18 protein-coding genes are annotated in these 19,798 nt (G+C 54.8%); 12 read left to right on the top strand and 6 right to left on the bottom strand.

The window, feature by feature from the left end:
• Positions 1-225 precede the first annotated feature (225 nt).
• Positions 226-1,887: a putative transporter gene (locus ACFX4U_RS08775; protein WP_305734613.1), complete on the top strand. Its 1,662-nt coding sequence runs from the start codon at positions 226-228 to the stop codon at positions 1,885-1,887.
• On the opposite strand, the gene ACFX4U_RS08770 is transcribed toward ACFX4U_RS08775, so the two are convergent.
• Complete coding sequence (locus tag ACFX4U_RS08770) at positions 1,855-2,601, bottom strand: GntR family transcriptional regulator (protein ID WP_305734614.1); 747 nt, start codon at positions 2,599-2,601, stop codon at positions 1,855-1,857. The genes ACFX4U_RS08775 and ACFX4U_RS08770 overlap by 33 nt on opposite strands.
• A 220-nt stretch (positions 2,602-2,821) precedes the next feature.
• Here ACFX4U_RS08770 and ACFX4U_RS08765 point away from each other — a divergent pair, with 220 nt between their 5' ends.
• The 5 genes from ACFX4U_RS08765 to ACFX4U_RS08745 all read left to right on the top strand — a co-directional run bounded on the left by ACFX4U_RS08765 (position 2,822) and on the right by ACFX4U_RS08745 (position 7,686).
• Complete coding sequence (locus ACFX4U_RS08765) at positions 2,822-4,441, top strand: alpha-glucoside-specific PTS transporter subunit IIBC (protein ID WP_349350375.1); 1,620 nt, start codon at positions 2,822-2,824, stop codon at positions 4,439-4,441.
• A complete protein-coding gene (locus ACFX4U_RS08760; RefSeq protein WP_313509712.1) occupies positions 4,438-5,760 on the top strand; it encodes a 6-phospho-alpha-glucosidase in 1,323 nt (440 codons plus the stop codon). The genes ACFX4U_RS08765 and ACFX4U_RS08760 overlap by 4 nt, the downstream gene beginning before the upstream one ends.
• A 106-nt stretch (positions 5,761-5,866) precedes the next feature.
• Positions 5,867-6,214 (top strand): YidH family protein, encoded by a 348-nt coding sequence (locus ACFX4U_RS08755; protein ID WP_020455833.1) that lies wholly within the window; start codon positions 5,867-5,869, stop codon positions 6,212-6,214.
• Complete coding sequence (locus tag ACFX4U_RS08750; protein WP_313509705.1) at positions 6,204-6,554, top strand: DUF202 domain-containing protein; 351 nt, start codon at positions 6,204-6,206, stop codon at positions 6,552-6,554. Before ACFX4U_RS08755 ends, ACFX4U_RS08750 begins: the two co-directional genes overlap by 11 nt.
• Positions 6,555-6,564: 10 nt before the next feature.
• The gene (locus ACFX4U_RS08745; RefSeq protein ID WP_313509703.1) at positions 6,565-7,686 is read left to right on the top strand and encodes an anaerobic sulfatase maturase; all 1,122 of its coding nucleotides are present in this window, start codon (positions 6,565-6,567) and stop codon (positions 7,684-7,686) included.
• Position 7,687: 1 nt separating this feature from the next.
• On the opposite strand, the gene dsdA is transcribed toward ACFX4U_RS08745, so the two are convergent.
• Positions 7,688-9,004 (bottom strand): D-serine ammonia-lyase, encoded by a 1,317-nt coding sequence (gene dsdA / locus ACFX4U_RS08740; RefSeq protein WP_349350376.1) that lies wholly within the window; start codon positions 9,002-9,004, stop codon positions 7,688-7,690.
• A gap of 161 nt (positions 9,005-9,165) precedes the next feature.
• On the opposite strand from dsdA, the gene ACFX4U_RS08735 reads away from it, so the two are divergent.
• Entirely contained in the window at positions 9,166-10,254 is a 1,089-nt protein-coding gene (locus tag ACFX4U_RS08735; protein WP_313509699.1) for a cellulase family glycosylhydrolase, read from the top strand.
• Here the strand turns inward: ACFX4U_RS08735 and emrD are convergent.
• Together emrD and ACFX4U_RS08725 are read right to left on the bottom strand one after the other, a co-directional pair.
• Positions 10,157-11,341 (bottom strand): multidrug efflux MFS transporter EmrD, encoded by a 1,185-nt coding sequence (gene emrD, locus ACFX4U_RS08730; RefSeq protein WP_313509697.1) that lies wholly within the window; start codon positions 11,339-11,341, stop codon positions 10,157-10,159. The genes ACFX4U_RS08735 and emrD overlap by 98 nt on opposite strands.
• 177 nt (positions 11,342-11,518) lie before the next feature.
• The gene (locus ACFX4U_RS08725; RefSeq protein ID WP_313509695.1) at positions 11,519-12,352 is read right to left on the bottom strand and encodes a DMT family transporter; all 834 of its coding nucleotides are present in this window, start codon (positions 12,350-12,352) and stop codon (positions 11,519-11,521) included.
• Positions 12,353-12,563: 211 nt separating this feature from the next.
• On the opposite strand from ACFX4U_RS08725, the gene ACFX4U_RS08720 reads away from it, so the two are divergent.
• From ACFX4U_RS08720 to ACFX4U_RS08700, 5 genes are read left to right on the top strand one after another with little or no spacing between them, the layout of a single operon-like run.
• A complete protein-coding gene (locus ACFX4U_RS08720; RefSeq protein WP_200551124.1) occupies positions 12,564-12,752 on the top strand; it encodes an ATP-dependent helicase HrpA in 189 nt (62 codons plus the stop codon).
• Between the two features lie 42 nt (positions 12,753-12,794).
• On the top strand, positions 12,795-13,400 hold the full coding sequence (locus tag ACFX4U_RS08715; RefSeq protein ID WP_313509692.1) for an EscI/YscI/HrpB family type III secretion system inner rod protein: 606 nt from the start codon (positions 12,795-12,797) through the stop codon (positions 13,398-13,400).
• Positions 13,401-13,415: 15 nt separating this feature from the next.
• A complete protein-coding gene (gene sctJ, locus ACFX4U_RS08710) occupies positions 13,416-14,120 on the top strand; it encodes a type III secretion system inner membrane ring lipoprotein SctJ (protein WP_313509690.1) in 705 nt (234 codons plus the stop codon).
• 25 nt (positions 14,121-14,145) lie between these two features.
• Positions 14,146-14,727, top strand: a complete 582-nt coding sequence (locus ACFX4U_RS08705; protein WP_380217888.1) for a hypothetical protein — start codon at positions 14,146-14,148, stop codon at positions 14,725-14,727.
• Positions 14,711-15,346 carry an HrpE/YscL family type III secretion apparatus protein gene (locus ACFX4U_RS08700; protein WP_313509685.1) on the top strand — a complete coding sequence of 212 codons (636 nt, stop codon included), beginning with the start codon at positions 14,711-14,713 and terminating at the stop codon, positions 15,344-15,346. The genes ACFX4U_RS08705 and ACFX4U_RS08700 overlap by 17 nt, the downstream gene beginning before the upstream one ends.
• A 53-nt stretch (positions 15,347-15,399) precedes the next feature.
• Here ACFX4U_RS08700 and ACFX4U_RS08695 read toward each other — a convergent pair whose 3' ends face one another.
• Positions 15,400-17,604, bottom strand: coding sequence for a hypothetical protein (locus tag ACFX4U_RS08695; protein WP_380217890.1), 2,205 nt, complete (start codon positions 17,602-17,604; stop codon positions 15,400-15,402).
• Between the two features lie 51 nt (positions 17,605-17,655).
• Positions 17,656-19,767 (bottom strand): hypothetical protein, encoded by a 2,112-nt coding sequence (locus tag ACFX4U_RS08690; protein ID WP_349350379.1) that lies wholly within the window; start codon positions 19,765-19,767, stop codon positions 17,656-17,658.
• Positions 19,768-19,798: the final 31 nt, after the last annotated feature.

Genomic DNA, 19,798 nt, shown 5'->3' with positions numbered 1-19,798 from the left:
GGCTGGGATTGCGCCGATGCTTAGCAGGCATAGGGTTTGAGCCAATCAAGAAGCGGTCAGACAGGCGAACAGCACTGCTTTGATTCGGGGCAACCGTCATTTGCTGGTGCACTTTTCGCCACATCACGAAGCAGAGAAAATCCCTGCACTTTGTGCAGCATCACCCATACAGTTATTACAGCTTCTGCCAATATTCCTGTAGTCATCATGTACAGGGAAAAGATCATGAGTGATATCGCGTTAACCGTAAGCGTTCTGGCACTCGTTGCTGTCGTCGGGTTATGGATAGGTAACCTGAAGATTCGCGGCGTCGGGTTTGGCATCGGTGGTGTGCTGTTCGGTGGGATAATCGTCGGCCACTTTGTGGATCAACTGGGCATTCCGTTGAGTAGCCCGATGTTGTTATTTGTGCAGGAGTTCGGCCTGATCCTGTTTGTTTATACTATCGGCATTCAGGTGGGGCCTGGCTTCTTCGCCTCGTTACGCGTCTCCGGCCTGCGGCTGAATCTGTTCGCTATTCTGATCGTGCTTCTCGGCGGCCTTGTCACCGCCATTTTGTATAAGCTGTTCGCCATTCCGTTGCCGGTGGTGCTGGGGATTTTCTCCGGCGCGGTCACCAACACCCCGGCGCTCGGCGCAGGGCAACAAATCCTGCGTGATTTGGGCATAGCAGGTCCGGTGCTGGATCAGATGGGCATGAGCTACGCGATGGCCTATCCGTTCGGTATCTGCGGGATTTTGCTCAGCATGTGGTTACTGCGCGTACTGTTCCGCGTCAATGTGGATGAGGAAGCGCGTAAGCACGACGCCACGCTCAGTAACGGTACATCGCTGATTCGCACCATTAATATTCGCGTCGAGAACCCGAATCTCAACAAAATGGCGATTCAGGACGTGCCGATCCTCAACAGCGATAAAATCATCTGCTCACGCTTAAAACGCGGTGAGTTGTTGATGGTGCCTGCTCCGGGCACGCTGATTGAAGCCGGAGATTTGCTGCATCTGGTCGGTCTACCTAAAGATCTGCATAACGCTCAGCTGGTTATCGGCCAGGAAGTCGACGTCTCGTTGTCCACGCGCGGTACGGATTTGCGGGTAGAGCGCGTGGTGGTCACCAACGAAAAGGTGCTGGGGAAGAAAATCCGCGATCTGCACTTTAAAGAGCGCTACGACGTCGTAATCTCGCGCCTTAACCGCGCCGGGGTTGAGCTGGTGGCCAGCAGCGATGCCAGCCTGCAGTTCGGCGATATTCTCAACCTCGTAGGGCGACCCTCGGCGATTGACGCCGTCGCCAATGAAGTTGGCAATGCGCAGCATAAACTGCAACAAGTGCAGATGCTGCCGGTGTTTATCGGTATTGGCCTCGGTGTGTTGTTGGGATCGGTACCGGTGTTTATTCCCGGTTTTCCTGCGGCGCTAAAACTGGGTCTGGCCGGTGGGCCGCTGATTATGGCGCTGATCCTTGGGCGTATCGGCAGTATCGGCAAGTTGTACTGGTTTATGCCGCCCAGCGCCAACCTGGCGCTGCGGGAACTGGGCATTGTGCTGTTTCTGGCGGTGGTCGGGCTGAAATCAGGCGGGGATTTTATCGCTACGCTGACCCACGGCGATGGCGTGAAATGGATGTGTTACGGCATTTTCATTACTGCCGTTCCGCTAATAACCGTCGGTTTGCTGGCGCGAATGCTGGCGAAGATGAACTACCTGACCTTATGTGGCATGTTGGCCGGGTCGATGACCGATCCGCCCGCACTGGCCTTCGCTAACGCGCTGCACCCCACCAGTGGCGCGGCAGCGCTCGCCTATGCCACGGTCTATCCGCTGGTGATGTTTTTGCGCATTATCACGCCGCAATTACTGGCGGTGATCTTCTGGGGAATGGGCTAACGGTGTTTCCGGGTGGATACGCCGCAAATGGTAATCCACCTGGTAATCTCGGGTGTTACGAAACATCACTGAGTAGTTAAGGAACTCGCCACTGTCGCTGTAGGAAAGGGAGGTGATGCGCAGCAGTGGCGTTTGCTCCTGGATGTTCAATGTTTGCGCCAGTTGTTTATCCGCCAGTACCGGTGTCAGGCTTTCGTAGTTGCCACTAATCGTTATGCCGCACTCTTTTTCAATGTAATCAAACTTTGACCCTTCAAGGTGCGCCAGTGAGAGCGTGCGGAACAGTTTCACCGGCATATAACTATCTTCCAGCATCAACGGCTTGCCCTCGACATAGCGAACCCGGCGCGAAAAGTAGATGCGTTCATTGATTTGGATGCGTAACTGGCTGGCTATCGCTGGTGGCGCAGGCATCACCTCAAACAGCAGCACTTTGCTGTACACCTCTTTGCCCTGTTGACGCAGCACCTCCACCAGCCCGGTAAGATTGGTGGTTTCATGGTGCACATCCTTGCGCGCAACAAAAGTACCGCTGCCGTGACGGCGCACCACCAGCCCCCACACCACCAGCAGATCAATGGCTTTCCGGATAGTCATTCGCGCTACGCCAAACTCCTGCGCCAGCGTTTTTTCACCCGGCAAGGGACTACCAACGTTGTAATCCGATGAATTGAGCCGCAGACGCAGCCGCTCGGCTATCGATTTATAGATCACCTGTAGACCTCTTTACGCCTCTTTATCAGAACAGTCATCACTGACATGTCCATTTTTAATTCAAAAAGTAGACCTGAAGGGGCGAAATAAAACCATGAAAGGGATCACGGAACGCAGCGGCGTGTCCTGCCTGCAAGAAGGTGAATTCTTATGCTCATTTCAGGCCACTAAAACAAAACAAGGCCTCTCCCCCTACAGGTTGTTTCATGAGGATTTAACTATGCTCAGTCAAATACAACGTTTCGGCGGCGCAATGTTTACCCCTGTGCTGCTTTTTCCCTTCGCGGGCATGGTGGTGGGCATCGCCATTATGCTGCGCAACCCGCTTTTCGTCGGTGAAGCATTAACCGCGCCCGATAACCTTTTCGCGCAGATTGTGCACATTATCGAAGAGGGCGGCTGGACCGTGTTTCGTAATATGCCGCTGCTGTTTGCCGTGGGTTTACCGATTGGCCTGGCAAAGCAAGCGCAGGGGCGCGCCTGCCTGGCTGTGCTGATCAGCTTTTTGACCTGGAACTACTTTATCAACGCGATGGGAATGACCTGGGGTCACTTCTTTGGCGTGGATTTCTCCGCAGAACCGACGGCAGGCAGTGGCTTAACGCTGATTGCCGGGATTAAAACGCTCGATACCAGCATTATTGGCGCGATTGTGATTTCCGGCATTGTGACCGCCATTCATAACCGTTTTTTTGAAAAGCCATTACCGGTCTTTCTGGGGATTTTCCAGGGCACGTCGTTTGTGGTGATTATCGCGTTTCTGGTGATGATCCCCTGCGCGTGGTTAACCCTGCTCGGCTGGCCAAAAGTGCAGTTGGGCATTGAGTCCTTACAGGCCTTTTTACGCTCTGCCGGTGCGCTGGGCGTGTGGGTTTATACCTTCCTGGAACGCATTCTGATCCCGACCGGGTTGCACCACTTTGTCTATGGTCCGTTTATCTTCGGCCCGGCGGCGGTGGAAGGCGGGATCCAGGTTTACTGGGCGCAGCACTTACAAGAATTCAGCCAGAGCACTGAGCCGCTGAAAGCCTTGTTCCCGGAAGGCGGGTTTGCGCTGCACGGGAATTCCAAAGTGTTCGGTTCTGTCGGTATCGCACTGGCATTGTGGTACACCGCCGCGCCGGAAAACCGCGTCAAAGTTGCCGGCCTGCTGATCCCCGCCACGCTCACTGCTGTACTGGTGGGGATCACCGAACCGCTGGAGTTTACTTTCCTGTTCATCTCGCCACTGCTGTTCGCCGTTCACGCCGTACTCGCCGCGTCCATGGCGACGGTGATGTACAGCTTCGGCGTAGTCGGCAACATGGGCGGCGGGCTGCTCGATCAGTTCCTGCCGCAAAACTGGATCCCGATGTTCCATAACCATGCGGCGATGGTGTTCACCCAAATCGCCATTGGTCTGTGCTTTACCGCGCTCTACTTCGTGGTTTTCCGCACATTGATTGTGCGCTTTAACCTGAAAACGCCTGGCCGGGAAGAGAGCGAAATCAAGCTCTACAGCAAAGCCGACTACAAAGCCGCGCGCGGGCAAACCACGGCGGCGGCAGCGAATACCCAACTCGGTCAGGCCGCCGGTTTCCTGCAGGCGCTGGGTGGCAGCGCGAATATTGAAAGCGTGAATAACTGCGCCACAAGGCTGCGTATCGCGCTGGTCGATATGGCGAAAACGCAAAGTGATGACGTCTTTAAAGCACTGGGCGCGCACGGCGTGGTACGTCGCGGCAACGGCATCCAGGTGATTGTCGGGCTGCATGTCCCGCAGGTGCGCGACCAAATCGAATCGTTAATGAAAACCCCTTTAACCCCCGAACCTTCTACCATGACAGAGGCTGTATCATGAAAAAATTCTCCGTTGTTATTGCCGGTGGCGGCAGCACTTTTACGCCGGGTATTGTTTTAATGCTGCTGGCTAATCGCGAGCGTTTTCCGCTGCGGGCGCTGAAGTTCTATGACAATGACGGCGCGCGCCAGGAAACCATCGCCGAAGCCTGCAAAATCATCCTGCGGGAGCAGGCACCGGATATCGAATTTAGCTACACCACCGATCCGAAAACGGCCTTTACCGATGTCGACTTTGTGATGGCGCACATCCGCGTGGGCAAATATCCGATGCGCGAACAGGATGAAAAAATCCCGTTGCGCCACGGCGTTGTCGGCCAGGAAACCTGTGGGCCTGGCGGCATTGCTTACGGCATGCGCTCGATTGGCGGCGTGCTGGAGCTGGTGGACTATATGGAAAAATATTCCCCGAATGCCTGGATGCTGAACTACTCCAACCCGGCGGCAATCGTGGCAGAAGCGACGCGCCGCCTACGTCCGCAGGCCAAAATCCTCAATATCTGCGATATGCCGATCGGTATAGAAGGGCGCATGGCGCAGATTGTGGGCCTGCAAGATCGCAAACAGATGCGGGTGCGCTATTACGGGCTCAACCACTTTGGCTGGTGGACATCGATTGAAGATTTGGACGGCAACGATTTGATGCCGAAATTACGCGAATATGTGGCGAAAAATGGCTATGTTCCTCCGGCGAAAGATAAGCACACCGAAGCAAGCTGGAACGATACCTTTGCCAAAGCGAAAGATGTGCAGGCGCTTGATCCGGATACGATGCCGAACACCTATCTGAAGTATTACCTCTTCCCGGATTATGTGGTGGCGCACTCCAATCCTGAACGTACGCGTGCCAATGAAGTGATGGATCACCGTGAAAAACAGGTGTTTGGTTCGTGTCGCGCCATTATTGAAGCGGGGAAATCATCGGCCGGTGAGCTGGAAATCGACGAACATGCGTCGTACATCGTCGATCTGGCAACCGCCATTGCCTTTAACACCCAGGAGCGCATGCTGCTGATTGTGCCGAACAACGGCGCGATCCATAACTTTGATGCTGACGCGATGGTGGAGATCCCCTGCCTGGTGGGTAAAAACGGCCCGCAACCGCTCACGGTGGGCGATATCCCCCATTTCCAGAAGGGGCTGATGAGCCAGCAGGTTGCCGTGGAAAAACTGGTGGTCGATGCCTGGGAGCAGCGCTCTTATCAGAAGTTATGGCAGGCGATAACCTTGTCCAAAACGGTTCCGAGCGCTTCTGTCGCCAAAGCCATTCTGGATGATTTAGTCGAAGCCAATAAAGCGTTCTGGCCTGAGTTGCATTAATCCCCGCGACCGGCATCGTCAGGATGCCGGTCCTTACTCTGAAACGTGTCGAAAAAATTCACCGTATCCGCTACTTTGTTGACCAGTACACCAACAAGGAGCACTGATGAAAATTTCTCGCGTTGGCCAGGCGCCGGACTACCGCTTCTCACTGGCGAACGAACGTACTTTTCTTGCGTGGATCCGCACGGCGCTTGGTTTTCTGGCGGCCGGTGTGGGTCTGGATCAGTTAGCGCCGGAATTTGCCACGCCGCTGATTCGTGAAGTGCTGGCGTTGCTGCTGTGTCTCTTCGCAGGCGGGCTGGCGTTGTATGGTTATCTGCGCTGGTTAGGCAATGAAAAAGCGATGCGCCTGAAAGAGGATTTGCCTTACACCCGCGCACTGCTGGTGATAAGCGTTATTCTGTTGGCGGTTGCGCTGGTAGTGATGGTGCTGGTTTTCTATGGCGGATAATCGTAAAGCACGCCGCGAAAAAGATCCCGGCCTGCAGCCGGAACGCACGTCGCTGGCGTGGCTGCGCACGTTGTTCGGCTACGGCGCGCTGATGGCGCTGGCCGTCAGACATAACTGGCAGCATTCGGGGCTGCCGTTTTGGATCTCGCTGGCGGTGCTGCTGTGCGTGGCGTTTCTGCTTTGGCGCTACACACATAAACGTATCTTAATGGATGTGAACAAAAGTGATTTCGTCTTATCCGGCGCGGTTCGTGACAAATTATTGATCTCCCTCGCGGTGCTCTCCCTCGCATTACTGTTTGCTGTAACGCATATCCGTCAATTACTCCTGATTTTCTGAGGAACACCGCATGCCCGGCTGCCACGTTATGGCCAAGCCCGCCAGTTCTCGCTGCAATCTTAACTGCTGCTACTGCTTTTACATTGAAAAGCCGCAACAAAAGGTCATGGATGATGCCACGCTGCAGGCGTTTATTCGCCAGCAGATCGACGCACAACCGGGCAATGTCGTGCCGTTTGCCTGGCAAGGTGGTGAACCCACCCTCAGCGGGCTGGATTTTTTTCGTCGGGTCGCCGCGCTTCAGACGCAGTTCGCCAACGGCAAACGAATCGAAAATGCCTTTCAAACTAACGGCATTTTGCTCAACGATGCCTGGTGTCGCTTCTTTCGCGAGCACGGCTGGTTGGTCGGTATCTCTATTGATGGCCCGGCAGAAATGCATAACGCTTACCGTGTTAACCGTAGCGGCAAGCCGTCACACCATAACGTGATCGACGCCATTCAACGGCTGGCGAAACACGGTGTGGAATACAACGTGCTCTGTGTCGTCAACAACCTCAACAGCCAGCAGCCGCAGCGCTTATACCAGTACCTGCGCTCGCTCGGTACGCCGTTTTTGCAGTTTATCCCGCTGGTGGAACAGGATGAGCGGGGAAATTTAACGGCGGAATCGGTGAGCGGCGAGGCGTGGGGGCGTTTCCTGACCACGGTTTTTGATTGCTGGGTGCGCGAGGATATTGGCCGGGTTTATGTTCAGCTCTTTGATTCAACGCTGGGCGTATGGAGCGGTTCCCCGTCGCAAATGTGTACCTTTGGCGAAACCTGCGGTCACGCCTTCGCGCTGGAAGCGAACGGCGATATATATCAATGCGATCACTACGTTTACCCGGCCTACCGGCTTGGCAACCTGCACCATATTCCGATCAAAGAGATGAATCTCAGCCACGAGGTTATCGCTTTTGGGCAAAACAAAAAGAGCACCCTGCACGATGATTGCCAACGCTGCGATATGCTGCGCTTTTGTCAGGGCGACTGCCCGAAGCACCGCTTTGTGCAGGGAAAAAGCGCGTTATGCCACGGCTACTTTCACTTTTTCAGCCATACCGCGCCGCATATGCGCGTTATGCGTGACCTGCTTAAACAGCGGCGTTCACCGATGGAGTTAATGTCTTTTATGCGCAACCACCGCTGAATCAGCGCGCGTTCGCCAGGTATTGCGCCATCTCTTCTGCCGGAACCATGCCGCCGCCTGTCGCCCACACCAGGTGGGTGGCCTGCGCCAGTTGCGTCTGGCTAAAGCCGTGAAGCTGATGGTAATCGCGCTCTTCACTGATCTGTTTCGGGCCCGGCATGCCCGCCAGCGCCGACGGTTCCAGCAAAATGTTCTCTTCCTGCGCCAGTAATCCCAGCAGGTTATAAAGTGTCTGGTCATCGACGGTGTAAAAACCGTCCAGCAGGCGCTCCATCGCGCGGCCAACAAAACCCGACGCGCGCCCGACGGCCAGCCCATCAGCGGCGGTCTGGTTATCAATGCCTAAATCCTGCACCGCAATGCCATCATGCAGACCGGTGTACACGCCAAGCAGCATGCACGGTGAATGCGTCGGTTCGGCAAAAATACAGTGGACATCATCGCCAAACGCCAGCTTCAGGCCGAACGCCACACCGCCTGGGCCGCCGCCAACGCCACAGGGGAGATAGACAAACAGCGGATGGTCTTTATCGACCACTTTACCGATACGGGCGAACTGATCTTTAAGCCGTTGCCCGGCGACTGCATACCCGAGGAACAGCGTGCGCGAGTTTTCATCATCAATAAAAAAGCAGTTCGCGTCCGCTTGCGCCGCGCGGCGCCCTTGCTCAACGGCGACACCGTAATCTTCGGCATACTCCACCACGTTCACCCCGTGGCCGCGCAGTAGTGCTTTTTTCCAGGCGCGGGCATCAGCAGACATATGTACTGTTACGCGAAAACCGAGGCGCGCACTGATAATGCCAATCGACAGCCCGAGGTTACCGGTCGAACCGACGGCGATACTATACTGGCTAAAAAAGCGGGTGAATTCTGGCGAGAGCAGGCGGCTGTAATCGTCTTGTGGCGTCAGCAACCCGGCGGCGAAAGCGAGTTTTTCCGCGTGGGTCAGCACTTCATAAATGCCGCCGCGCGCTTTGATAGATCCGGAAATCGGCAAGTGGCTGTCTTTTTTCAGCCACAGCTCACCGGTGATGCTGTGCCCCAGACGGCGCTGCATTGCCGGGATCGGCACCACATCGGATTCAATGATGCCGCCGTTGGCGGCGGTTTCCGGAAACGCCTTCGCAATAAAAGGCGCAAAGCGCGCCAGGCGGGCGTGCGCGTCGCTCACATCTTGCTGTGTCAGGCCAACATGCGGCAAAGCCTCAGCAACCGAGGTAGTATTAGGGTTAAACCAGCGCGTTTCTTGCAAATCAATAAGGCATTGCACTAGCGGGTCGTGCTGGATGAGCTTCTGGAGGTCGGCGTTTTTCATCGGTTCTTCATCATCGAAAGCGGATGGTTAAAGAAAACAGGAATACGCCGTCGGTGCAAGTGTGCAGACGTGGTGAGAATTTATTACGTTTTGCCGCTACACGTTGTGGCGTAAAGCATGCTAAATACATGTATTCGCCCCCAATTTTCACAAGGTTAACTGTGTTAAAGCCACTGATTGCTGTTGCTATGCTGCTGGCGGGAACCTCTGCGTTTGCCGCTGATACTCCGCTGACAGCGGCGCATTACGCGCAGCAGTTGGGTGTGGGGATGGATGTCGACTGGGCGCGTACCGACCGGGGAATTCGTGAGTTTGACCCGCTGGTGGTGCGTGATTTCTACGAGGCGGGCATTCGCCATGTGCGTATTCGCGTTGCCGATAACATGACCGAAGCGCGTCTGATCCATTTGCGAAAACTGGTGGAAGCCTGCGAAGCGTATGGCGTAATTCCGATTATTGCTTACCAGGCGGATAGCTTTAAAGCCGATCCCGACGCCAAAAATGAAGCGCAACTGGTGGTGTGGTGGAAAACAGTCGGCACCTTTTTTGGCACTGAGCACCCGACGCTCGGTTTTGATGTGATTTATGAACCGGCCGATAAACTTAACCACGACCTTTCTGCGTTAAATCGCGCCTATGAAAACGTTGTCAGAACGCTGCATGATATCGATCCGCAGCGCATGATTTTTATCGCGCCGCGAATGCGCGCCGCTCCTGAAGATCTGCCCTCGCTGAGGCTGCCACCGCATAGCCAGAACTTCCTGCTCGCCGAATGGCACATCTTTCCCTGGGGACCGCTAAAAGCGAACGGCAAATACCCGTGGACATCCGGCACGGCGGCGGAGAAAGCCGCCATTCGCGCACGTATCAACACCGCTGTACGCTGGCAGCAGAAAACGGGCCATACCAGTTGGGTTGGCGGTTGGGCCGTCGGCGAGTCAATGAAAAGCGCGCCAACCGAGTCGCAGCTGGCGTTTGCTCGTTTTATGGCTTGCGAGCTGAACAAGGTGAAAATCCCTTACGCGATTAACACTGATACGCAATTTTATGACGGTGAAGAGGGCGCATGGCGACCCGCACCGGAGCCATTACTGAAGGTGATGATAGCGCCAGATTGCTGCAAGCCCGACGCGAAGCCGGGCCATCATGAGGTTAAATCGCCGGTTCGTGGCGAGCAAAACGCGACGCCAGCGGCAGCCAGCACAGCAGGATCAAAAGCCCGGCCAGCGTCATCAGCATCCCAAGGCTAAACTGGCTGGTCTGCGGCAGCTGTGACGAAAGCCACGCCAGTCCGCCGGAGCCGATATTCTGTAGCCCACCGACCAGCGCCCCCGCCGTTCCGGCGAGAAACGGGAACGGCTCCATCGCACCGCTGGTTGCCAGCGGGAACAACATCCCGGCACCGAAGAAGAACAGCGCAGCGGGAACCACCAGCGTCCAGATATTCATTACGCCCAGCAAACCGGGGATCCACATCAGAATACCGGCCGCCAGGCAGCTAATTACCGACTGCCACATCAGCGTGGTGAAGCGCTTATTCTGCCGCCCGGCAAACCATGCGCCGAAAAACGCCGCCGGAATCGGCAGGATAAACAGCACGCTGACCGTCATGCTGTTGAGGCCAAGAACACCGCCCATCAGCACGCCGGAACAAGCTTCAAACACCGCAATTCCCGCCAGACCGCCAATCAACATCAGCAGATAGCAGTTAAACGCGCCGCTACCGAATAGCGTTTTATAGCTGGCGATAAGCCGGATACGCGGCGCGTCCGTTGGGCGGGTTTCCGGCATCCAGCGCGCCATGCTGTAGGTGACAAACGCGCAGAGTGCCAGCAGAAAGATAAAACAGGCGCGCCAGTTCACTAGCGTGTTCAGCACGCCGCCAATCAGCGGAGCCAGTAACGGGCTGACCAGAATCCCCATATTCAGAAGGCTGTTGGCGTGGCGCAGCTCCGTACCGGCGTAAAGATCACGCGGCAGGGTTCGCGCCATCACGCCGCCGACGCCGGTACCAATGCCTTGCAAGGCGCTGGCCAGAATGAGCACCGTCAGGCTGTGCGTGGAGATAGCAATCAGCGTCGCCAGCATAAAAATGGTCATCCCGGCGAGGATCACCGGCCGGCGACCAATTCTGTCCGCCAGTGGGCCATAAAATAGCTGCGAGACGCCATAGGTCAGCAAATAGGCGGCCATGACGCTCTGCACCGCGCCTTCACGCACATTAAGATCGCGCGCCATATCGGCAATAGCCGGAATATAAATGGTTTGCGCCATTTGTCCGACGGCGACCAGAAGCACCAGCATCAACAGCAAATTGACGTTTCTTTGCCTTTTCATCTCGATGATTACTTTAAAAAATTGAGGAATTAAAGAATATATGGCTGCAATTAAGCCTTAATGCGGGAGGAATCTATCACAGTCAGATGACAGAACCACTATGCGGCACAGCAAAGGCGATGCTGCGCCAGGCAGGTTTTGTAAACGATTTTCGGCAACTTTTGTTGCCAGTTTGTCTTATGAAAGACGCAGTAAAATTGCCCCGACGGCAATACCGCAGGCAGCGATGATTCGCAGTCCGGCGACTTTCTCATTCAGCAACAAAAAAGCCAGCAGCGCGCCGAAGAGAATCGAGGTTTCGCGCAGTGCCGCCACTACCGCCAGCGGCGCTTGGGTCATGGCCCACAATGCCAGCCCATAGGAGCCCATCGTGCCGATACCGCCGGGCAATCCCTTTTTCCAGTTTGCCGCCAGATAACGCGTCACTTCTTGTCGGCGCGCCAGCATTGCCCACAGCAGCAGGCAGAAGCCGTTCATAAAGAATGTCCACAGCGTGTAGCCGAGCGCCGAACCGGCGAGGCGCACACCAGTGCCATCTACCAGCGTGTAACCGGCGATAAAGCAGGAGTTGAGTAACGCCAGCCAGATGCCTTTACGCGACTGGCTGCGGCCATTGAACGCCATGCCGAGAATCGACAGGCAGATCACCGCAATTCCGCCCCATGCCACGCTTGAGAGGGAATCGCCAAGCCACAGCACGCTGATTATCGCCACCAGCAGCGGCGCGGTACCGCGCATCAGCGGGTAGGTCTGGCTCATATCCGCCACCTGATAGGTTTTGGCGACCAGCACCGTGTAGATCACCTGCAAGACGCAGCTGGCAATGAGATAAGGTGCGCTGGCAAGCGTTGGCTGCGGAGAAAAAGGCAGCAAAACCAGTGCGATTAATGCCGCGGAACCACTGACAGCAATGGCCGAATAGAGCTTATCGCTGCCCGCTTTTACTATCGCGTTCCAGCTGGCATGCAGCAGCGCGGCGAACAACAGAATGAAAAACACAGAGAGGGTCATAGCGGCACACATGGGTGGAATGTCACCAAAATGTAACATGATGAACGTAATGGAAGCCAGCTAACCAGACCCGCGCAAACGGCGCGCTAAACAGTTAAAAACGTCCCGCGAAAAGTGAACAGTTTTATAAAAAAGCGCCACCAATAAATCGTAGCAACCCCAAGTCACTACTCATCAATAAGGAGAAAACGTTATGGCCGGAGGAGCTTCAATGGGAGCGTCTTTAGCTTCCATGGGACAACTGGATATGGTTTCCGCCGCAACAACCATGATGAACGCCCAGGCGCAGTCAGCCAAAATGATCACCGATACCATTAACGGTATTACCAGTTCGTTCATCGATTCATCAACGAAAGCGCAAAACTCAATGCAACAGGCGGGTAAAGCCATTCAATATTGAATGGCATCAATAAAATAACACTGTGCGATAAAGGAGTATTTTATGTGTTTTATTACCAGAGCAGCTTTAAATATGGTAAGCAACCCACAGGTTGTTTTTCAGCAAAATAACAACAACACCAACAACGTGTTAACGCGCTGCGGTTCCACCCCTAAACCACCTGAAAATAATAATACCTGCTGTAAACCAGACGATGGCAAAAACTGTAATAAACCCAATAATGACTGGAATCATTGCAACAAGCCAAACAACGACTGGAATAACTGCAATAAACCCAACAACAACTGTCATAAACCAAATAATAACTGGGATGGTTGCAACCGCCCTGATAATAACTGGAATAGTTGCAATCGACCTGGCAATAACGGGAATAACTGCTCCGGTTCAAATAATCACCATCGGCCAGGAAATGACCGCAATGATTGTAATACCGATACGAAATCTATCCTGCGCCAGTTATCTGATATGTTAGAAAAACTCTCCAGACAGGCGGGACGGGATTTAAAATCGGCTTCCGGTAGCAATGATCCTTATGATGTGCTGAAAGCCAACCGTTCGATGTCAAACTATTATTTAAATAATCAGTTTGTCTCGAAAATGATCAGTAAAATGACCAACAGCGTGGAGCGAATGACAAACCTCCAATAACGATAAAAACCCATTATGTTAATAAGAGCAATTAACGCCATCACCCTGTTATTCCTCGTCATCTTCCTCTCCGGGTGTCAGGGTGAACTGGCGTTATATCAGGGGCTTGCTGAGCCAGCGGCTAACGCCATCGTTGCAGAACTCAAGGACAAAGGTATTGAAGCCGCGAAGCAGTCGGATAAAACAGGTTATTCCGTTTCGATAGCTATGTCCGATCTTCCTGAAGCTGTGAAAATATTACATTCCGCAGGATTGCCCTCCCAGAGCTATGTTAGCCTGGGAGATGTTTTTCGTAAGGAAGGTATGATTTCATCACCGCTTGAAGAACGTGTTCGTTATATTTATGCCCTATCTCAGGAACTTGAGTTTACGTTATCGCAAATAGATGGCGTCATTATGGCAAGGGTGCATATTGTCCTGCCGGAACGTATCTCAGCGGGCGAGCCAATACAACCCGCATCCGCTGCGGTATTTATTAAATATAATCGGGATATTGATGTGGAAAAATTGCAGCCTGTTATTAGGCGCATGGCGCTCAGCAGTATTCCGGGAATGGTTAATGCCGATGATAAAAAGCTCTCTATTTCTTTTATCCCCACGGCGGAATATAAAGCGCAGGGTGTTGCGCCGGAAGATAAAAAACCAAATACCATGATATTGTATTTTCTCGGTTGTCTCTGTTTACTTGCATCGTTTTATTTCTTTATACAGAAAAAATAAAACCAATTTTATTAAAGGGATTTTCATGCTGCGATGGATTCACTGGTGGCGCGATGGCTGGCGCCATAAACGTCATCACAGTTGGCCGTTGCCGGAAGAGTTGCACATTATCCACGCGGTTATCACTCATGCTGAAGCACATCAAAGACACTGGATCGATAGCCTTTTTGGCGTCAAACCTACGGCAATTCCTGAGCCAACAGAGGCGTTTATTAACGTCATTGAGCTATTACAACACCAGCGCGTTTTATTATTTGAAGTCCTTTTTTGTGTCTGCGTGGATCATCCACAATCGGCCTATCGTTTTATGTCTTCAGGTGCTTTGCAATGGTGCCGCCGGTTGGCTATGGGGTTAAAACCTGGGCTGTGGACACCACCTCTCTCTCCTGATCCGGAAATTACCGCAATCATCCTGCTTCGTGGCTGGGTGGGTGAGCCGGTCTGGTCGCGAATGCGTTTTTCTCTGCCGAAAGAAAAAGTCGAAGAGGTCGAGCGCCAGCCAGCCATCACTATCACAGCGCATAAGATCTCCACGCTGTGGATGGCGGTTATCGCCTGGATGCAGCGCGAACGCCAACGGGAAAACGGCCATGTTAACGATGCATAAAATTAATCTGCTCGCCGGGGCTTCTCTTGTGCAACAACCGGTGCTGCGTAGGGAAGAGATAGCGAATTTTTTTGTCGCGCAACAGGCGTGCGACATTGCCAATCTGCGCGCCAGCGAGACGATAAAACATGCGCAATTAGCGGCAGAGCGAATTCGCGATCAGGCGTATGAAGAGGTGTCGAAGACGCTATGGAAACAGGCACAGGTATTACTGGATGACTGGCAAAAAGAGCGGGAAGAGATGCGTAAGCAGACGGTCGAGTGCGCAAAACAGTTGCTTACCCAGGCGCTGCGCCTTGCTCTTGCCAAAGAGCCCGCCAAAGCACGTATACACGCACTTTTCAAACAGTTGCAAAAGCATCCTGACGCTAACCATGCGGCAATGCTAATCGTTAATCCGCGACAATATGAACAGGTCGAACAATTTTTAGGCGCGCAAGGCGATACGCCCTGGACGCTGGTGAGTGATCCTCAGCAGGCCAAAGACGAATTGTGTCTGAAAAGCCCTCACGGGAAATATACGATCGGCTGGCAGACATTAACCGACACTTTTCTTTCTGCCATCACGGAAAGCGCGGTGAACGCCAGCGGGGAAAATGAAACCGAAGGAGGAGAATAAAGTCATTGCGGAGCCATTACGCGGCGGTAATAGCTCCGTTTATTTTGCGGGCGTTAATAGATTTTGGTTATTTTATCCGGCGTCACCTGGTCATTGGCCAGATGAACCTCATCGAATGACCAGGCGTAATCGCCAAATCTTTCCAGCTGATTGACGCTGCGCAGGCCGGCGACATACCCGGGCTGCATGGTGTTTACCAGCTCCATATATTGCTCATTGTGTTCAATATTTTCCCGAAGTGAGACGCCGGGTATGCCCTGCGCATCAATTTCATACAGATGAAAACCGTTTATCAGCTCGCCACGGCCAAAACGTTCTGCGCCCTCACGGGTTCTCGCAACGAATACCACCGGCCCGGACATCATCTTCTCTACACCGGCAAAGTAATTGCCGTCCCTGAAGCCAACGTTCTGTGGATCGCCACGTCGGTCGACCCGATCTGCCTGCTCAACGCGGTACAATTTATTAAAATCCCTTCTCTCAATGTAGCCACGATCGTTCAGATAGCTTCCAGGTGGCAACTGAACGTTATCTGCCCAGGGGTTGAAATTAATCGCATCGTCGGCGTAAGGCGTGTGCCCGGCGCCGGATGTGGCGACAGATGATGGGGTGCTACTCCTTGAACTGTTTCCCGATCGCAATTCGACGGCCGATGACTCACTTTCCGCGCCTGGTGTTAACGGCCTGGAAAGGGGAGAACTTCTGCCCTCTGAGCCAAACAGGGATGCGCCAGGTGTGCGCGGGAGACCCGTTGCGGAATAGCTTTCTGACATTGCTGGTGAGAAGGGGGTAACAGGTGTTGGCGCACGGCTGCTCGCCGGTGTGAATATAGGCGTGCCGGGCGTGGGTGGCAGGCTGTTTTCCGGCGATCGGCTATCCGGTAAGCGGCGCGGCATACTCAGATCAAGAGGGCGTTCTGTTTCTGCTGTGTCGCGCGCTGTCGAAGGGCCTGGCTGTGAATCAACGTCCATCGGCGATGGACGCGAGGTTGATGCTGGCCTGGAGATCCTGAGGTCGAGTGGCTGCTCGGGAAGGTCTGCGCGTGGATTGCCATACATTTTACCTGCTGGCGCATTACCCGGGTTGACCCCGCCGGGTAATGCGCTGCGCTGCCATTCGCCGTTGCCCGACTGCACTGTCAGCACCGGCTGGCGGGTCTGCGGGTCGATAATCCGCGCCCGTCCTTCGCCTGGCCGGAAATCCTGCCCGACTTCGTACACCTTGCTGTCACCTGTTCCATCGCGGTAACGTAGCAGCCAGCGGTCATTTCCTGCCGCGTCCTTAACCTGATGAATGCCCCCGGCACTGGCGCGGCTCTCGTTGAGCAGCGCTTCGCCATCTTTTACCGCGTACTGGCTGATATCACCCGCCAGCGAAGGACGCAGCCGGTTTACTGCTGCGGTACCGGTTGCTCCGGCCATTGTCGCGCCGGCTTCCCCGGCGGCCGCCTGCTCAGAGGTGTTGCGCAGCGTGGCCAGCGCGCTCCGGCCTTCCGTAGCCACCGCTTTTTCAGTAAAGAACTCTGCCATGGCGCCCGCTTCTGCGGCAATGCCGTCGAGCATCAGCAGCGCGCCGATATCCTTCATCACCCGCTCAGCGTTGGTGGGCTCATTCTGTTCGGTGCGCAGCGGCTGCCCGGCAAAATGGCGCAGTGACTGCACCTTGTCACGGTCGCTGTACTGCGCCAGCGCCCTGCCTTCCAGACCGGGAACATCATCGTGGGTATTGGTTTTGTACTGCGCGCCGGTATTGATCTGCTGGTCGAAAAAATCCCGCGCCGCCGCCACCAGCAGGGAAAGTGTGCGGGTGTTGCCCTGCGCGTCATAGTGCGTCTGCGGGGAGGCTGCATACTGCTCGCGCACTTTGTCCAGCAGCGCTGTCGTCTGCGTATGCCCGCCCCCGGACAGGCTGGCCGGATCGTGAATGCCCGCCGCCGACAGGCCATAAGCGAGGAGGGATTTTCGCGCCTCGTAAGGCGCGCCGTAGGAGGCGGTAAAGCCGGATTCGCTGGTCTGCCCTTCGCGCTGGCGGATCATCTGCCCGGCAATCTGTTTCTCAAGGGAGGGATACCCTTCTCCACGGGGATCGGGAGTAAAGACCAGCGAGCGGGCATCCGGGCGAACAGGTCGGTCGTCATTGTTGTTTTGCGGGCCGGTATATAACGAGCCGGTGGGAATATCACGTTTGTTTTTGGCGGAGGTTTCCTCGCGAAGTATCGGCTGGGGAAATACAGGAACGGATAGAGAATCGATTTTCATAACCACCTCTTTTGCACAAATAAAAAAGATGTCGTACTTCAGGTCGCCAAATTAATGACGGATACCTAATTTTTTCAGGAATGGCACTTCGACGGCGGGTAATTCAATATTTCCGGAAAAAATATTCTTAATATCATGCCTGAAAGGGTGTTCTGCATCTTTCAATCTGACAATGGTTATGGGATCGCGTGATGCATTTCCTTCGAGGGCGTGAATCTCTTTAACTTTTAAAGGCGTGTTGGGGTTAACTAAAATATGATCCGGGAGCATTCCTCCGGCAGCCATTTTTTTTGGCGTGGTTTGGTCTAAAATGAAAAGCACTTTGTCGGTAGATTGCTTTTCAAATTGTCCAGTCCAGGTTTCAAGCCAGTTTATTGAATTCTGTGGTAATGCAGATGCCGACATAAATCCTGCGTCGGTCACCACATCGTTGACTTTTATTTTATTACCATACGTACCAGCGGGAACAGTCGCCGCCCGATATGCCGGTGCGTCATAATCCTTTAATTTTGATACAGCTGCTTTTAATTCTGTTGCCAGCGTCTCCCCTTCGGCTGAAGGACTAATATGCCGCAGATGGTTATTTATCGTGCGGTAAGTCCCATCTCCCCCTTCAATATATTCCGCAAGAATAGCTGACTCTTGCCTGTTTTTTACCGAATTCAAATCCAGAAGGATTTTTTCATCGGCTGCTTTTTCTTTCGGTGTTCTGGCCCGGTATTGCCCCTCATCAGGCCTCATATAAAGTTCACGAAGCTCTTCGCTGACTGGTGAAAACCTCTCCTGGCGAGCAGAGGAAAGCGCACTGCCGCCGGATGCTCCGGCGCTCGCTGCAACGCTGGTTTGCGGTTCGGTGTTGGTGCGTGGTTTGACCCCGCCGGGTAATGCGCTGCGCTGCCATTCGCCGTTGCCCGACTGCACTGTCAGCACCGGCTGGCGGGTCTGCGGGTCGATAATCCGCGCCCGTCCTTCGCCTGGCCGGAAATCCTGTCCCACTTCGTACACCTTGCTGTCACCTGTTCCATCGCGGTAACGCAGCAGCCAGCGGTCATTTCCTGCCGCGTCCTTAACCTGATGAATGCCCCCGGCACTGGCGCGGCTCTCGTTGAGCAGCGCTTCGCCATCTTTTACCGCGTACTGGCTGATATCACCCGCCAGCGAAGGACGCAGCCGGTTTACTGCTGCCGTTCCGGTTTCCCCGGCCGCTGCCGCCGTGGTTTCCCCTGCCAGTGCCCCTTTAGCGGCTCCGGCGGCGGTGGCCCTGGCTTCACCGGCCATTGCCATCTCCGCCGCTGCGGTACCGGTTGCTCCGGCCATTGTCGCGCCGGCTTCCCCGGCGGCCGCCTGCTCAGAGGTGTTGCGCAGCGTGGCCAGCGCGCTCCGGCCTTCCGTGGCCACCGCTTTTTCAGTAAAAAACTCCGCCATGGCGCCCGCTTCTGCGGCAATGCCGTCGAGCATCAGCAGCGCGCCGATATCCTTCATCACCCGCTCAGTGTTGGTGGGCTCATTCTGTTCGGTGCGCAGCGGCTGCCCGGCAAAATGGCGCAGTGACTGCACCTTGTCACGGTCGCTGTACTGCGCCAGCGCCCTGCCTTCCAGACCGGGAACATCATCGTGGGTATTGGTTTTGTACTGCGCGCCGGTATTGATCTGCTGGTCGAAAAAATCCCGCGCCGCCGCCACCAGCAGGGAAGGTGTGCGGGTGTTGCCCTGCGCGTCATAGTGCGTCTGCGGGGAGGCGGCATACTGCTCGCGTACTTTGTCCAGCAGCGCTGTCGTCTGGGTGTGCCCGCCATCAGGAAGGCTGGCCGGATCGTGAATGCCCGCCGCCGACAGGCCATAAGCGAGGAGGGATTTTCGCGCCTCGTAAGGCGCGCCGTAGGAGGCGGTAAAGCCGGATTCGCTGGTCTGCCCTTCGCGCTGGCGGATCATCTGCCCGGCAATCTGTTTCTCAATGGAGGGATACCCTTCGCCACGGAGATCGGGAGTAAAGACCAGCGAGCGGGCATCCGGGTGAACAGGGCGGTCGTCGTTATTGTTCTGCGGGCCGGTATATAACGAGCCGGTGGGAATATCGCGGCGGTCCCGTTTCTCAATGCCAGGATCTTGTTTGTTTTCCACCGGTGTATTAGTAATAGCAGGGGTTAATGGGTTGATTTTCATTGTAGGGCTCCTTCACGAACTTCGGACGAGG

The sequence above is a fragment of the Kosakonia sp. YIM B13588 genome (genome assembly GCF_042788165.1).
GTDB classification, from domain to species: Bacteria; Pseudomonadota; Gammaproteobacteria; order Enterobacterales; family Enterobacteriaceae; genus Kosakonia; species Kosakonia sacchari.
This window is presented reverse-complemented; position numbering and strand designations above follow the sequence as displayed.